The following is a 15,973-nucleotide window of genomic DNA, read 5'->3' as shown; positions in this document are numbered from 1 at the left end:
GTTCTGGCGCCATCTTTCTTCGCATGACCTATTTTCTGCTCAATCGGAGCACTTTCCATGTTTCGCTATTTCGAAAACCTCGTAGACCCTTTTGTTGCCTATAACGAAGTCGACACGCCGCCAACGCGGCTGTGGCCTTTTATGCTGGACTATTCGCGGCCCTTCTTTCGCGTCTTTGTCTGGACCGCGCTGATTTCGGTGATCGTTGCCGGCGTTGAAATCGGGCTGATCTACTATATGGGCCGCGTTGTCGACCTGCTGGGAAGCTCTCCCACCGAGGTCTGGCAGGAGCACGGGACCGAGCTTTTGCTGATGGCGGCATTTGTTCTGCTGCTGCGGCCGATATTGCATGTCGTTGACGTGTTGCTGCTCAACAACGCCATCCTGCCCAACTTCGGCACGCTGATCCGCTGGCGGGCGCACAAACACGTGTTGCGCCAATCGGTTGGCTGGTTCGAAAACGATTTTGCCGGGCGTATCGCAAACCGCATTATGCAAACCCCGCCCGCCGCAGGAGAGGTCGTCTTTCAGGTTTTTGACGCGATTTCCTTTTCTATTGCCTACCTGATCGGGGCTGCAATTTTGTTGATGGCCGCTGATCCGCGCCTGCTGATCCCGTTGCTGATCTGGTTCGTCTTTTACGGCTTTTTGGTGCGCTGGACGGTTAAGCGGGTCGGCCCGGCGTCGCAGGCTGCGTCGGACGCGCGGTCGACGGTCACGGGGCGCGTGGTGGACAGTTATACAAACATTCACTCGGTCAAGATGTTCGCCCATGCAGACCAAGAGCTGGATTACGCACGCGAAGCTATCGAGAAAACCCGCCGGACGTTCCAGGTCGAGATGCGCATCTTCACTATCATGGATGCTGTTCTGGTTACGTTGAACGGACTTCTGATCGTTGGGGTGGTCGGCTGGGCGATTGCCTTGTGGATGCAAGGCAGCGCATCGGTGGGTGTTGTTGCGGCGGCAACGGCGCTGACGCTGCGGCTGAACGCAATGACCGGCTGGATCATGTGGGCGCTGACAAGCTTCTTCCGTCAGCTAGGTGTTGTGGCCGAAGGAATGGAGACCATCGCGCAGCCTGTAGATCTGTTGGATGCACCGGAATCCACACCACTGCAATTGACAAACGGACGGGTTGAAGTTCGTGACTTGTCGCATCACTACGGGCGAAAAACAGGTGGTCTTGATCATATCAACCTGACCATCCAACCGGGTGAAAAGATTGGTCTGATCGGACGTTCGGGCGCTGGAAAATCGACCCTAGTTAAGCTGCTTTTACGGTTTTATGACGTGGAGCAAGGGGCGATCCTGATCGACGATCAGAATATTGCGCGGGTCACACAGGACAGCTTGCGCAGTCATATCGGCATGGTTCAGCAGGACAGCGCTTTGCTACACCGCTCGGTGCGCGACAACATTCTATACGGAAGACCTGACGCAACCGAGGAACAAATGATCGCTGCGGCCAAACAAGCTGAGGCGCATGAGTTCATCCTCGACCTGCAGGACCCGCAAGGCCGCACGGGCTATGACGCGCATGTTGGGGAACGTGGGGTCAAGCTCAGCGGCGGTCAGCGTCAGCGTGTGACCTTGGCCCGAGTGATCCTGAAGAACGCGCCGATATTGTTGTTGGACGAGGCGACATCCGCCCTAGATTCCGAGGTCGAAGCTTCGATTCAGGAGACCCTCTACGGCATGATGCAAGGTAAAACCGTGATTGCCATCGCCCACAGGCTAAGCACCATCGCACAGATGGACCGCATTTTGGTGATGGATGGCGGTCGGATCGTTGAGGAAGGTGCTCATGCAGACCTTCTGGTGAAGGGCGGGCTTTACGCGCAGTTCTGGGCAAGGCAGTCTGGCGGTTTCATGAATCCCGAAGCCGCAGAAGAGGCAGCAGAATGAGAATTGCCGATCTGATCCAGCCGTTCAGGACAACCGAAACGCCCCCGCCACAAACACTGGGGGCGTTCATTCATTGGTGCCTGTCGGGCGCATGGCCGATGCTGTTCCTGGCGGCTTTCTTTTCGGCTGCCGCGGGCGCGATGGAGGCCGGAACCGCTTGGATTCTGGGCCTTGTCGTTGACACAGCCACCGCCAGCGGGCCGGAGGGTTTTCTGACCACGGGGAATATGTGGATGATCGCAGGCGCGGTCGCGTTCTTCATGTTGCTGCGTCCTGCCTTGTTCGGCTTGTCGTCGCTGTCGAACAACTACATCGTAATGCCGAACTTGCCGCCGCTCGTTTTGGCCAGGCTGAACCGCTGGACGCTGGGTCAGTCGGTGACCTATTTCGATGATGATTTTGCCGGTCGTATTGCGCAGAAACAGATGCAGACGTCGACGGCTCTGACCTCGGTCGTGTCTGAAACGATCAGTGCCATTGTCTTTGCGCTGGCCTCGCTTTTGGGCTCTTTGCTTTTATTAGGGTCTATTCACCCACTAGTCATGTTGCCTTTTGCAGCCTGGCTGGTGGTCTATTTCTTGCTGATCCGCTGGTATCTGCCGCGTATTCGCAAGCGTTCGGCCGCACGGGCCGGTGCGCGGGCGATGGTGACAGGGCAGGTGGTTGATACGATCACCAACATCAAAACGGTCAAGTTGTTCGCGCATTCCGCCTTCGAAGATCAGGCCGCGCGGAACTCAATGGTTGAATTGCGGGAAAAATCGCTGGATTTCGGCAAGCTTTCCGCCAGCTTCCGTTTTGTCCTGATGACGCTGGCCGGAGTTCTGCCCGTTCTGCTGTTGGGGGCGACCCTGTTGCTTTGGCAGGCGGGGGCTGCGACCGCGGGTGATATTGTGGCTGCAGGTGCCGTTTCCATTCGAATTGCGCAGATGACCGGCTGGGTCAGTTTCACGCTGATGGGGCTTTATGCCAATGTTGGTGAAATCGAAAATGGCATGAATACCCTGACCAAGCGGGATCGGGTCGAGGATGCACCCAATGCCCAAGAGCTGCACGTCACAGATGGTCAGATTGATTTTCAGGATGTCAGTTTTGCATATGGTCGTGACGTTGGCGGAGTTTCCCACCTGAATCTGACCATAAACCCGGGTGAGAAGTTGGGAATTGTGGGCGCATCCGGTGCGGGCAAGTCCACCCTCGTTTCGCTTCTGCTCAGGCTGTATGACAGTGAAAGTGGCGCAGTATTGATTGATGCTCAGGACATTGCAGCAGTCACACAAGACAGTCTGCGACACCACATCGGGATGGTTACGCAGGAAACTTCCATGTTCAACCGCTCGGCCCGAGACAATATCCTGTACGGCAACCCAACTGCGTCCGAAGAGGCCCTGATTGCCGCTGCCCAAAAGGCTGAAGCACATGAATTCATCCTTAGCCTGCAGGACGCACAGGGGCGTACGGGTTACGAAGCGCATCTGGGTGAACGGGGCGTCAAGTTGAGCGGCGGTCAGCGACAGAGGATCGCGCTGGCGCGCGCGATCCTGAAAGATGCGCCGATTCTGGTGTTGGATGAGGCGACGTCGGCGTTGGATTCCGAAGTCGAGGCCTCGATCCAGACGGCTTTGCACCGGGTGATGGAGGGCAAAACTGTTCTTGCTATCGCCCACAGGCTGTCCACCCTCAGCGAGATGGACAGGATCATTGTTTTGGATCACGGACGGATTGTCGAAAATGGCACCCACGAAACTCTGCTGGCGCAAAACGGGCTATACGCTCGGTTCTGGCATCGCCAATCTGGCGGATTCATTCAGACCGAAGCTGCAGAATAAGGGTTTTTTTGCGGACCCGGCCCGGCTATCAGGCCATTCATGACACAGGACTACACAATTCTCCGCCTTGGCCACCAGGGGGACGGTATAGCCGAAGGCCCCGTTTATGCCCCACGCACTCTGCCGGGCGAGGTGGTGAGTGGCGTTTTGGCTGATAATGCGCTGACGGAAATTCGTGTCCTGACACCGTCGAACCATCGTGTGAAAGCCCCCTGCCGGCATTACAAGTCTTGCGGTGGGTGTCAGTTGCAGCATGCCGCAGATGAATTTGTCGCTCATTGGAAAGTCGATATCGTCCAAAATGCGTTGTCCGCGCAGGGTTTGTCCGCCCCGATGCGCCCGATCCATACCTCGCCAGAGCGTTCGCGCCGTCGCGCCACGATAGCCGTGAGGCGTACGAAGAAGGGGACATTGGCAGGTTTTCACGGCCGTGCGTCCGACACCATCACGGAAATCCCCGATTGCCATCTGTTGGACCCGGCCCTGATTTCTGCCATTCCAGTGGCCGAAACGCTTGCCGTTCTGGGCGGTAGTCGCAAAGCAGTTTTGGCGGTGACACTTACGGTATCCGAGGCCGGGCTGGATGTCTCGGTCAAGGGCGGCAAACCACTGGATGGCCCGCTGGAACTGGTACTTGCGCAAGCCACCGAGAAACATGGTCTTGCCCGCCTGAGCTGGGACGGCGAAGTGATTGCCATGGTGCGGCCACCGACACAGCGGTTTGGAACAGCCGTGGTTGTTCCGCCGCCCGGCGCGTTTCTTCAGGCAACTGCAGACGGAGAACAGGCTCTATTACAGGCGGTTTTGGAAGCGACAACCGGTGCAAGACGGATCGCCGATCTGTTTGCGGGATGCGGAACGTTCTCATTACCTTTGGCGCAAAACGCCGAAATCCACGCGGTTGAAGGTGAGGCTGAAATGACCCGGGCAATGGATTTGGGCTGGCGCAAGGCGCAGGGGCTCAAGCGGGTTTCGACCGAAGCGCGCGATCTGTTCCGCCGCCCGTTGATGCCGGATGAGCTGAAATCCTTTGACGCTGTTGTTTTGGACCCACCCCGCGCTGGGGCTGAAGCGCAGGTAAACGAACTGACACAGGCCAAGCCCGCAGTTATTGCCTACGTATCTTGTAACCCGGTGACATTTGCCCGAGACGCAAAAAACCTGACTAATGCTGGATACACCCTTGAATGGGTTCAGGTGGTTGACCAATTTCGATGGTCGTCGCACACGGAACTTGCCGCGCGGTTTACTCTGAACCCCGCAAAGTGATCAGACAGGAGACCGCCGGACATGGGGACCACCCAGCGTTTGCAGACCATCATCGAAGCTCCGGCCTTTGGTCGTTTCATCACTGGCGTGATCATCTTTAACGCGGTGTTGCTGGGGATGGAGACGTCGCCCTCCCTGATGGAACATGCAGGGCCGTTGATTGTCACTCTGGACACAATCTGCCTGTCGATATTCGTGGCCGAGATCGCGATGAAGCTGGTCGCCACCGGGCGCCGGTTCTTTCAGAGCGGTTGGAATATTTTTGATTTCCTGATCGTCGGTATCGCGCTGGTACCCGGAGCTGCGGGGTTGTCCGTGTTGCGAGCCCTGCGGATTTTGCGGGTACTGCGGGTCATCTCGGTTGCGCCGCGCCTGCGTCGCGTGGTCGAAGGCTTCATTTCGGCTTTGCCGGGCATGGCCAGTGTATTCCTGCTGATGGCGATTCTGTTCTATATCGGTTCGGTGATTGCGACGAAGCTGTTCTCGCAATCCTTCCCTGATTGGTTCGGTGACCTGGGTTTGTCCGCCTATACGTTGTTCCAGATCATGACGCTGGAAAGCTGGTCGATGGGCATCGTCCGCCCGGTGATGGAAGTTTATCCCTACGCCTGGGTCTTCTTTGTACCCTTTATCATGGTCACCACGTTTGCTGTAGTGAACCTGTTGGTGGGTCTGATCGTGAACTCGATGCAGGACGCGCACCATGCTGAGGATGAAGTCAGAACCGATGCTTACCGGGATGAGGTGCTGGAGCGTCTGGAGAACATTGAACGCCGCCTGGCTGAGCAATCAAACATCAAAAAGTGATTTCAGTTTTCACGGAATTTGGCATAATGGCTTTAAAAAAGAGCAGTAGGCAGTGAAAACAATGGATCGTCGAGCATTTGGAATGGGTGCGATGGCAACGCTGAGCCTTTCAGCATGCGCATCAGCCAACCCCAGAATTCTTACCTATGACGGGCCCGAAGTGACCGCACTGGTCATAAACAAAGGCGCGCGAAAACTCTATCTTTTGCACAATGAGAAGATTCTGAAGGAATACAAAGTCGATCTGGGCTTTGCTCCGGATGGAACCAAAACCAAACGTGGTGATGGCCGTACGCCCGAAGGAACTTACCTGATCGATCGCCGTAACCCAAAGAGCCGGTACCACCTCTCGTTGGGCATCTCGTACCCGAACTCGAATGACAGAGCGCAGGCCAAGGCCGCTGGTCTCGATCCCGGGGGCGACATTTTCATTCATGGTGAGCCTAACAAGCGATCCGAACGCAAGCGCGCGAAAAAGACCTCGGATTGGACAGCGGGCTGCATTGCGGTCAAGAACGAAGAGATCGAAGAGATCTATGCCATGGTCAATGAAGGCACGGTCATCACATTGCGCCCTTGATCCGGCCTACAGTGGTTTCCAGTCCTTGAACCCGAATTGCAGATAATCGCGCTTGTAAACGTCGGCTGCCTTCGCCTCTAGCTCGGCGTCGTAAATTTGGGACAAGGCAAACGGCGCGTCCGGCTCTGGCGTCTTTGGTACAGGTGGGTTTGGGTGCCCGACATGCCGTGCCAGATCAGGCAGAGCCGTCGCAAGTTCATCTTCGCGCAGGATCAGATCAGGCATTGCAAAGGTGGCAATCCCTTCCAGCGTTTGCGCCTGACTACACCATAGCCCGTCCACACGGATCGGGGTTTGACCGGCCAGGATGTGGCCTAGCATGGTCAGAAATCCTGAAAAAGCCGCATGGTGCTGGTCTTTCGAGTAAGCCCCGGCCTCGTTTTTTGGTGGCAAGGGCAACTTGTAGCGGTTGCGCAGCATGTTGCGGATACTGACATAAGCCCCCGGGCCGGTGCTGAGGATGCGCTCGCAAAATACAGTATGGGCTCGGGCCAGTGGATGCCGAAGCACGGTAAACTTGCGGTGATCCGGATTGGATTGCATCCACTGACGCATCTGCTTTTGATTGCGACCGGTTATCAGGTCTTCAGGTTTTATTTTATCCAGATTGGCCAACCACTGCGCCACCTCAGTCTCCGGCCCGCCGCGTACAGGTAAATACAACAAAGGCGTGTTTGGCGCGGCCACATAGCGCGACACCGCAGGGCCGCGCCGCGGCTCAAAGTTTGGGGTGCGATGCAGGTTGAAGAGGTCCAACCGGGAAACGGCTCGCTCCATCTCGTCCGGGTTCGTCACTTTGGACAAAGCCCCTGCAGGGTTCTGCCGTTTCAGATGGTCGTTTGGCCCGTCCAGTCGCGCACTGACCCCCAGCCATTTTGCAAGACCGTTCAGAACGTCGACATCGTTCAAGTCGTCATAGCCGATGTAAAACGCGCTCTGGCCAGTCTTTTGTAGGTGATTGAGCGCTGTTTGGTAGAAGGCTTGCCGTTGTTCCAGCTGGTCAGCAAATTCTTCGGCGTCGAAGGAAATCTGTGTTTCACGCCGCTGTTTGATGTTCACCAGTTTCCATTGCTTGGTCGCTATGGCGATTTTCCACGAGATATAGCTGTCCAGCGGATTGCGCGTCAGAATGATCTTGGCACAGCGCGGGTCGTCCAGAGCAGATTCCAAGGCGCGCGGATCGTGGTCGCTGAAAAACCGAAATCCATTTATTTCGCCCGGGGCCGACCGGATGGCGTCCAGCAGGGCCAATGGATCGCGGTCGCGTTTTTCGACTGTGAAGCCCAACAATTCGGTAAGTTTGGGAAGGCCAGCAAAATATGGATTGAACGCCTCACCGTGGCAACTAACACCGTCTAACGCATTCAACTGCGATTCCAGCAGGTTGGACCCGGTGCGCATATCGGCCAGCACAATGAAATAGTCGAACTTTGGTGACATCTCTGTCTATTGCACCAGATAGGGTTTGCGATATGGCTTGGTCTGCGTGCCAAAAACGTCATCGACCGGAAAGTCCCCCATCAGGTAGGGGTGCATCCCCTGGTTCTTGAGGTTTTGCAGGAACTTTCCAAAACCGGTCAAGTCCACCATCTGTGGGGCCTCGGACAGGTGGCTGGGTTGCTGAATTGCGATCTCATCCAGCACTGTTTGCAAGGGTTCCATCGGTGCTTCTACGAAATCTGCCATCGACCAGACCCGAGTTCGCGATGCGGCCCCGACGGCCTCAAGCGTCTTGAGTTGTTGCGTTTCGATCTGTTGCAGGCGTGCGGCCTCAGCCCGGATGTCTGCAAAATTCAAGTTGGAGCGAAATAGAGGAACAGCCCAAGCACCGGTTATGATCGAGATCTGGGCATTCTTGTCCCGCGCCAGAAACTCGTTGATCTTCTGCCTGTCTGCGGGACCGTGCTGAAAACACTGCCGTTCGCCCCTGGTGTTCCAGATCAGGTTCGTCAGAAATGCCGTGGGGTTGTAATCTCGCATGGTGGCGCAATCCGTAAGCGCGCCATTCATCAAGCTCTCATTGTTTGCAAATTGGGCCCGGTCCGGGTGGTACAGATGCCCGTGCACCCGCGCCCCGGTCGCGTTGCTCAACCACGAGCCGAAGTCTTCGAATACTTCGGCAAAGCCTTGAAATACGGAATAGGGAAAGGCAGTCAGGCCATAATCGTTTCCATGCCGGGGAAAGCGGCTTGCCATGTAAAGCCCGTCGCGCCCCCGAACGCGGCGCTCTACCGCTTTGGCGAATACGCGATCGATTTTACCCGGGTTGGGTTCAGCTGGTTTCAGTGCACTGGTCTGATCGGTGAGGAAGGTCTGAAAAAGACGATCTGCTTGAGGCCATATTTTGCGTGCGACAAAGCAATCGGATCGGCGCAGCAGTTGCAGGTGGTCGTCGTAGAAAACATGTGGTCGACCTTGGTAGTCGAACTTTGACAATGTGAGCGAGCGGCTTTCGATATGAGTGGAATAAAGCCTTGTTAGGGTCTGAAAATAGCTTTCATCTGGTATCCAGACCCGTCGAAAATAACGGTCATAGACCCCACGCCTGGGGTCTTGAAGGATCGCCGACAGAGTTTGTCGCGTCAGGCACCACCACTGGCTGCCCATGTGGGGCACCAAACCATCCGGGATCTTGCGGCGCAGATTCAGCCGCCGTTGCAGATGCACGTAAAAATCAAATAGCTTGCGCTGTTTTCGCCAAGAAAACGGGAACCGCAATGTAAACCGCTCAAGATCCAGGCCTCCAACGGTCCACGTCACGTCGCCTGTCGTGGCGCTTTCGATGAAATCGACGCGGGGGCGGTCGGCCAGATAATCGATCAACTCGTCCACTGGGCGCAGAGGCAAGCAGGCACCGGAAGACAGGAAAACGTGTCGGACGTCAGGAAAACGTTCAAGCATCAGGGTTGCGGCGGATTGCGACGCCGCAACGATGCCCCATCCGCCCCATTCGCACACGTGGCGGTCGGAAAACAGGATCAGCGGATCATCGGAGCAGGACGAGACAAATTCTGAATAGACCGTGTCGCTGACTTTGCGGTCCACATGAATGACAACCGGGCAATGCGATGCCGTCCAATGACGGGCCACCTGTTCGGCCCGGTCCAGTGCGGTATGCACCAGCATGACTATGCCGAGACCGCTCATGCCCAATTGCCCTTGGACATTAGGCCCAAAATCTCAAGCTGACGCCAGTTCAGGTATTTTTCGGACCATTCATTCCGGAAAACGGGTTTATCTTCCAGCTGTTCGGCATAAGCCCGATACTCACCCGAAGCGCGGTAATGCTCACCGCGTTGCAGCTCCTCGTTGGCTTTTTTGCCCAAAGTGTCGATCAGCTTGGCGTGCAACAGGGCGCCGCTTGCTTTTTCTCCACCTCGTTCATCATAAACCTGATTCAAGCCGCGGGGCAGCAGGGAGTGGGTCGAGCTGACATAGACATAGCGTTTGTTCCACTTGACCAGTGGAATTTTGTTAAGCGCGGGTGCTTTCGCGGGGTTGTCTCGAAAGAAAACCCGGGCGCGGGGGCCGCCTTGAATCCACAGATTGCCGTAGGTCGGGTTCCGCGTGATCATATAGTTACCGGGGTCAAACCAGGGCGCGATTTCGAACGGGTTCTGACCAGATTGGTATGTTGCGTCCTCAATCGGGCCTTCAGGATACATATCGACCAGCATCGTGCCAAAACTGCGAATGCCGGACCCATCCAACCAATCGGTCAACGCGCGGATTGGTCGTGTATCGCAGAAAGGGTATATGAAGAACTCGTCCGGATCGACTGTCAGAACCCAGTGCCCGTGTGCATAGGTGCGCAGCAGATAGTTGGACCAATCCACCCCGAACGTGGAGTTCTTATAGCTGGTATTGGCGCGCCAAACCGAGACATCGGGCTGGTTCGACAAATACTCGCGGGTGCCATCGTCACTATTGTTTTCAACAAACAGGAAATGATTGACGCCCAGTTTTCGGTAATAGGCCAAGAAATACGGCAGCCGGATCATTTCGTTCCGTACGACGCTGACCAACAGCACATCATTGGATTGAATGGTCGAGGTATTGTCGCGGACCGGCTTCAACTCGCGCCGTTTTCGAAGGCACCGCAACAGGCGACGCTTGCGCCGCAATCTCATGCGATAGGAATCCAAAAGGCTCACGCGACTGCCCAACCTTTATTATACGCGAGCATGCCCGGGGCGGCCGAGGCCAGAGTGGTGCCGGACAATTGCCGCATTATGACATTTTAGAACTTTGTCAGGCAACGTATTTATATGTCGTTAGGAAGAAACGGTTTTTCCTCATGAAGTATTCCCCGTACCGCCCCATCCGCCGGAATTCATCAACCCGAGGCGCTCCAATTGCGTCCAGTTTTCGTACCGTTCAGACTGATCCGTCCACAGATCCGGGCCACTGATCACGCCATCGTAATAGGCGCCAAACTCGTTCGGGTCGTGAAAATGCTGCCCCCTCTGCTTCTCGATGCGAGACTTCTCAACGACCTCGGGCAGAAATTTTGTATGCAGCAGAACGCCCGACGGGGCATCGGTTCCAGGCCCATCGTAGCCGAAGTTCAGTTGCCTCGGCAGGGCGGAATGGCTGGAGTTGACATAGGCATAGCGTCGCGACCACCGTATCAGCGGGATCTTGTTCAAAGTGGGTGACCGTTGGGGTCGGTCAAAAAAGAACGCTCGTTCGCGCACTCCGCCCTGAACCCACAGATTGCTCATCGGGGACTGACGTTCGGAGCGGTAGGGGCCGGGATCAAACCAGCACAGCGGATCGCAGGGATCGGATTCCGGATCATAACGCTGATCCCCCAAAGGCCCTTTGGGATAGAGGTCCAACATCAAAGTGCCAAATACCTGACGATTCTGATCCTCCAGCCACTTGGTCAGGTCGTGCAACGAACTGGTGTCGTGATGGGCGTAGATCAACAGCTCGTCCGCATCCACCATCAGGGTCCAGTGGCCGTGCCCATACCGCATTTGCAGCCAGCTCAGCCAGTCCACCCCGAAGCGCGAGGCGCGATAGCTGGACCGGGTCTGCCAAAGCGAAACATCAGGTTGGTCCAGAAGGAACTCCACCGTCCCATCGTCGCTGCCGTTATCGACCATCAGAAAGTGATCGGCGCCCAGGGCGCGATAGTGGCGAAAGAACCAGGGCAATCGGGTGATTTCATTACGCACCGTGGTTAAGGCCAGAATGCTATCAGGTGCGATCAACCGGGTTTTGTCTGACAAACTGTTCAGATCGTGCCGGCTGCGAAAAGAGCGCCACAGAAGGCGTCTGCGTTTCAGACGCAGGCGGTAATTTTGCAACCAGCCGAGGGTCGGCTGCATCTGTTCACCGCTTGCCGTCATGGATCGCTCATTTCTCGTAGTGACCGTTTTGGTGCCAGCGCCAGGCATCGGCAATCATCGTCTCTAACGTTGACCTTTTGGCCTTCCAGCCCAGCTCGGATTCGGCCCGTACGGAGCCGGACACCAGCTTGGTGCAGTCTCCCGCTCGGCGGGCGCCGATCGAATAGGGAACGGGCCGGTTGGTGACGGATTTGGAATGTTCGATCACCTCCATTACGGAAAACCCTGAGCCTGTGCCCAGGTTGAAGACCCGGCTGTCCTTGCCTTGTTCCAGCCATTCAAGGCCCAGAACATGCGCATCCACCAGATCGCAGACATGAACGTAGTCGCGAATGCAGGTTCCGTCGGGCGTGTCATAATCAGTGCCGAACACCGTCAGCCCGTCGCGCTTTCCATCGATAGCATCCAACATCAGCGGGACAAGATGCGTTTCGGGGCGGTGAAATTCACCGATTTCTCCGTCGGGATCGGCGCCGGCAACGTTGAAATAGCGAAAAATCACGTGGTTCAGCCCGTGCGCGGCCTGAAAGTCGCGCAGAATGTCCTCGATCGCACGTTTCGAGGCACCATAAGCGTTGAGAGGAAGTTGCAGAGAGTCTTCGTCCAGAACCACATTGTCCTGATCGCCGTAAGTTGCGCAGGTGGAGGAAAACACAAAGCTCCTGCATCCGGATGCCACGGTTGCCTCGATCAGATTCAAAGATCCTGTGACGTTGTTTGACCAGTATCTTCCGGGTTCGGACATTGCCTCGCCCACCTGACTGAGTGCTGCGAAATGCATTACGGCGGCAGGTTGGTATTTGGCAAAAACCTCATTGAGACGTTCACGGTCCATCAGGTCGCCTTGCTCGAATGGACCGAACTTCACCGCGTCCTGCCAGCCTGTGTTCAGGTTGTCAAAAGTAACCGGTACGTAGCCCGCGCGCGCCAAAGCTTTGCAGGCGTGGGATCCGATATATCCAGCCCCGCCAGTAACAAGTATGTTCGTCATTCCAGCCCCATCGCGGTCATCATCTCTTCGATCTTTGCCACGTCCTGCGGGTTATTAAGCTCCCAGAACTGACGTCCTTTGGCCTCAACCTCGACACACAGAACTTTGCGACCATTTTCCATGAAGCGCAGTTGTTCCAGCCCTTCGAGTGTTTCCAGAGGCCCAGTTGGCCAGCCGGGATAGGCCGCCAGGGCATCCGGTCGGTAAGCATAGACCCCAACATGGTGGAAAACGGGTGTTTGTTCGGCGCTGGAATAGGTTTCGGAAGTGAACGGGATTACTTCCTTCGAGAAGTAAAGCGCGCTGTTGTCTGTTCCGAATACAGCAGTTGTGCCACCGACGCGGCCGTGGCGCCGATCATTCAGAAGGCCGTTCAGGGCGTCGCCGTCACAGCGCAAGACAGGGGTGGCAATTTCGGCACTTGGTGAAGCGCGCAGGCCATTGATGAGGTCCTCGACAAACCAATGCGGCGTCAGCGGGGCATCGCCTTGCAGATTGACTACGATGTCATACCCGCTACCCAATACCGCATGCGCCTCGGCGCAGCGTTCAGTGCCGTTGGCACAGGATTCCGAGGTCATAACGACTTCGGCCCCGAACCCTTCCGCAACGTCGCGAATACGGTCGTCATCGGTCGCCACCACCACACGATCGACGCCTGCGACCGATTTCGCGGCACGCCAGCTGCGTTCGATCAGGGTCATTGAGGTCCCCTTGGCGCCAGTCAACGGAACCAGAGGTTTTCCAGGGTAGCGGGATGAAGCATAGCGGGCTGGAATAGCGATCAGTACAGACATCAGGCTTCCTTCAGTTCAACGCCCGGAGCATAGGCAATGAAGAACGGGTTGGCGTAATCGTCTTTGCCGTAGGTAAGCGGGTTGTGATCGTCGAACCGCACTACTTTGCCACCCGCTCCGGTCAGCACTGCGTGACCAGCGGCCGTATCCCATTCCATCGTGCGGCCTACACGAGGATAAAGATCGGCTTCTCCGGTGGCGACCAGACAAAATTTGAGCGACGAACCCGCGCTCTTGCTGTCACGAACATTGTATTTGTTGATGTAGTCTTCAGTTGCCTGATCCCGGTGCGACTTCGAAGCGACGATCAGCAGCGCGGAATTGTCAGGATTAGAAACTGAAATTGGGGTTACTTCCCCTGGCGTTTCTTTATCCAATGTTCCGGTTTCTTCGACCGACTGTCCATCGGCCTGCGTATAGAACATACGTCCCTTGGCGGGCGCATAGACGACGCCTCGGGTGGGAACTCCGTTTTCAACCAGCGCAATGTTCACTGTGAAATCGCCCCGTCGATTGATAAATTCCTTGGTACCGTCCAGAGGATCGACAATCAGGAACGTTTCACCCTTTTTGGTATGCGAGGCCGCCTGTTCTTCGGTTACCAGAAGAATGTCCGGGAAAGCCGCGCGAAGCCCGGCTGAGATCAAAGCGTCTGCGGCCTCGTCCGCTTCGGTCACCGGGCTGGAGTCGGATTTGACCTTTACGTCGAAATCGTCTGCCTCATAGATCTGCATGATCTTGTCTCCGGCCTCCAGGGCAAGGCGCCGGATTACCGGGATAAGGGCGTCATAGGTCACAAAATGCTCCGTCTTCATGGTTTGTTGATCCGAAATCGTGACGGTCTTATGCTTTGGTGGATACGGAACGGCAAGAATTTCGTGCCAGATTACTGGTGTCACAGCAGGAAAGAACGTTCGAGTGTTTCACTACAAGCGCAATCAGACGATGCTGGGCGGTGCCTTCACCACTGCCGAACTGGTTTTTCATGCGGTGGTGCGCAGCGTACGCGCGCAGCATTCCAATGCTGTTGTGGCGATCGTGATAAACATCGTTCAGGTGATATTGGTGGCCACCGTGTTCTACCTGATCTTGTCGCTAATGGGTGCACGGGTGGCCAAAATCCGCGGAGAATTTATTCTATACATCCTCTCCGGAGTGTTCCTGTTCATAACACATATCAAGTCAGTGGGTGCGATCGCAGGGGTCGGGAGCGGAAACAACCCGATGATGCTGCATTCGCCGATGAACATGATGGTGATGCTGTTGGCATCGGGGTTCGGCGCGCTCTACACGCAACTAGTGTCCATACTGGTTATTCTGTTTGTTTACAGCGTAGCCGTCACTCCATTGGAGATTCAGGAGCCCGGTGGGGCCTTCGCGATGCTGGTTCTGGCATGGTTTACGGGTTGTTCAGTTGGGATGATCCTATTGGCACTGACACCCTGGTTCCCCAGATTGGCCACCATCCTCTCGAACATCTACCGAAGGATGAACATGGTGTTTTCGGGAAAGATGTTTGTCGGCAATGCGCTGGGCGGTTTCATGTTAGGCATGTTCGCGTGGAATCCCTTGTTTCACGTGATTGATCAATGCCGGGGATTTGTCTTTCGAAACTACTTTCCACGCAATTCAAGCTGGGAATACGCGCTTTGGGTCGGGATTGTTCTGTTGATGATCGGATTGCTGGCCGAGTTTTATACCCGCAAGCAAGTCTCGCAGAGCTGGGATGCGCGTCGCTAAGACGCCACACGCAGTGTTAGGTTGATCCGCCCACCCTTCGGCAACAGCCGGGACGAACCAAATCGGATACGGTCTACCCCGTGATACGCCAGCCGGGCGGGACCGCCCATGATCACCACATCCCCTGAGTTTAGCCAGACCGACTCGGTCTTGCCGCCCCTCGTAGTGTTGCCGATGCGGAACAAGGCATCGTCGCCCAACGAAACCGACACCACAGGCCACGAGAAATCTTCTTCGTCCTTGTCCTGATGCATCCCCATCCGGGCGTCTTCACCATAATAATTGATCAAGCAGCAATCCGGCGCACGTTTCGCGCCCGTCACATCCTGCCAGATGTTCAAGATTTCATTGGGGATTTCGGGCCACGCCATGCCCTTTGGGTGGTTGGCCTGATATCGGTAGCCGCCGCGGTCGGACACCCATCCCAGCTGCCCTGCTGATGTCATTCGCACCGACATTTGTTTGCCCGAGGACGTTGATGGCCGAAACAACGGAGCGGATTTCAGAATCGGTCGCAAGGCTTCGATCAGGGAGTTTTGCGCAGCGATGTCCAGATACCCTTTTCTGATGTCGAAGCCCCGCAATATCAGCCGTGTCATCCCGGAATCCCCATTCCTTACCAATTCATTGCGAAAAAAGGCCTCAGATTCCCGAAAACCTGCATTTCTGAACGCTTGCAGGCCTCCGGTCCCGCC

General features: G+C 56.1%; 14 protein-coding genes. 6 read left to right on the top strand and 8 right to left on the bottom strand.

Features of this window, described 5'->3' with window-relative positions; translation table 11 throughout:
* The first annotated feature begins 57 nt into the window (after positions 1 to 57).
* The 5 genes from AC2TDA_RS06780 (at position 58) to AC2TDA_RS06760 (ending at position 6,393) form a co-directional block, all read left to right on the top strand.
* Positions 58 to 1,908, top strand: coding sequence for an ABC transporter ATP-binding protein (locus AC2TDA_RS06780; RefSeq protein ID WP_480877746.1), 1,851 nt, complete (start codon positions 58 to 60; stop codon positions 1,906 to 1,908).
* Positions 1,905 to 3,737 carry an ABC transporter ATP-binding protein gene (locus AC2TDA_RS06775; RefSeq protein ID WP_480877748.1) on the top strand — a complete coding sequence of 611 codons (1,833 nt, stop codon included), beginning with the start codon at positions 1,905 to 1,907 and terminating at the stop codon, positions 3,735 to 3,737. The genes AC2TDA_RS06780 and AC2TDA_RS06775 overlap by 4 nt, the downstream gene beginning before the upstream one ends.
* A 39-nt stretch (positions 3,738 to 3,776) precedes the next feature.
* Positions 3,777 to 5,006 (top strand): class I SAM-dependent RNA methyltransferase, encoded by a 1,230-nt coding sequence (locus AC2TDA_RS06770; RefSeq protein WP_480877750.1) that lies wholly within the window; start codon positions 3,777 to 3,779, stop codon positions 5,004 to 5,006.
* Between the two features lie 21 nt (positions 5,007 to 5,027).
* The gene (locus tag AC2TDA_RS06765; RefSeq protein WP_480877752.1) at positions 5,028 to 5,813 is read left to right on the top strand and encodes an ion transporter; all 786 of its coding nucleotides are present in this window, start codon (positions 5,028 to 5,030) and stop codon (positions 5,811 to 5,813) included.
* 61 nt (positions 5,814 to 5,874) lie between these two features.
* A complete protein-coding gene (locus AC2TDA_RS06760) occupies positions 5,875 to 6,393 on the top strand; it encodes a L,D-transpeptidase family protein (protein WP_480844981.1) in 519 nt (172 codons plus the stop codon).
* A 6-nt stretch (positions 6,394 to 6,399) separates the two neighbouring features.
* Here the strand turns inward: AC2TDA_RS06760 and AC2TDA_RS06755 are convergent, their stop codons facing one another.
* The 7 genes from AC2TDA_RS06755 to cysQ all read right to left on the bottom strand — a co-directional run bounded on the left by AC2TDA_RS06755 (position 6,400) and on the right by cysQ (position 14,335).
* Positions 6,400 to 7,833 (bottom strand): nodulation protein NodH, encoded by a 1,434-nt coding sequence (locus AC2TDA_RS06755; protein WP_480877754.1) that lies wholly within the window; start codon positions 7,831 to 7,833, stop codon positions 6,400 to 6,402.
* Positions 7,834 to 7,839: 6 nt separating this feature from the next.
* Complete coding sequence (locus AC2TDA_RS06750; RefSeq protein ID WP_480877756.1) at positions 7,840 to 9,540, bottom strand: DUF5927 domain-containing protein; 1,701 nt, start codon at positions 9,538 to 9,540, stop codon at positions 7,840 to 7,842.
* The gene (locus AC2TDA_RS06745; protein ID WP_480878109.1) at positions 9,537 to 10,523 is read right to left on the bottom strand and encodes a glycosyltransferase family 2 protein; all 987 of its coding nucleotides are present in this window, start codon (positions 10,521 to 10,523) and stop codon (positions 9,537 to 9,539) included. The genes AC2TDA_RS06750 and AC2TDA_RS06745 overlap by 4 nt, the downstream gene beginning before the upstream one ends.
* Before the next feature lie 165 nt (positions 10,524 to 10,688).
* Positions 10,689 to 11,750: a glycosyltransferase family 2 protein gene (locus tag AC2TDA_RS06740; RefSeq protein ID WP_480877757.1), complete on the bottom strand. Its 1,062-nt coding sequence runs from the start codon at positions 11,748 to 11,750 to the stop codon at positions 10,689 to 10,691.
* Between the two features lie 7 nt (positions 11,751 to 11,757).
* A complete protein-coding gene (galE, locus tag AC2TDA_RS06735; RefSeq protein WP_480877759.1) occupies positions 11,758 to 12,741 on the bottom strand; it encodes a UDP-glucose 4-epimerase GalE in 984 nt (327 codons plus the stop codon).
* A complete protein-coding gene (locus tag AC2TDA_RS06730) occupies positions 12,738 to 13,538 on the bottom strand; it encodes a 3-deoxy-manno-octulosonate cytidylyltransferase (RefSeq protein WP_480877761.1) in 801 nt (266 codons plus the stop codon). The genes galE and AC2TDA_RS06730 overlap by 4 nt, the downstream gene beginning before the upstream one ends.
* A complete protein-coding gene (cysQ, locus tag AC2TDA_RS06725; RefSeq protein ID WP_480878110.1) occupies positions 13,538 to 14,335 on the bottom strand; it encodes a 3'(2'),5'-bisphosphate nucleotidase CysQ in 798 nt (265 codons plus the stop codon). The genes AC2TDA_RS06730 and cysQ overlap by 1 nt, the downstream gene beginning before the upstream one ends.
* Positions 14,336 to 14,456: 121 nt before the next feature.
* Between cysQ and AC2TDA_RS06720 the strand changes: the two genes are divergently transcribed.
* The gene (locus AC2TDA_RS06720) at positions 14,457 to 15,278 is read left to right on the top strand and encodes an ABC transporter permease (protein ID WP_480844973.1); all 822 of its coding nucleotides are present in this window, start codon (positions 14,457 to 14,459) and stop codon (positions 15,276 to 15,278) included.
* On the opposite strand, the gene AC2TDA_RS06715 is transcribed toward AC2TDA_RS06720, so the two are convergent.
* On the bottom strand, positions 15,275 to 15,877 hold the full coding sequence (locus tag AC2TDA_RS06715) for an alpha-ketoglutarate-dependent dioxygenase AlkB family protein (RefSeq protein ID WP_480877762.1): 603 nt from the start codon (positions 15,875 to 15,877) through the stop codon (positions 15,275 to 15,277). The two genes, AC2TDA_RS06720 and AC2TDA_RS06715, sit on opposite strands and share 4 nt — an antisense overlap.
* Positions 15,878 to 15,973 lie beyond the last annotated feature (96 nt).

Source organism: Ruegeria sp. HKCCD6426 (assembly GCF_057221115.1).
Note: the sequence above shows the minus strand (reverse complement) of the source record. Positions and strands in the feature narration are given on the sequence as shown.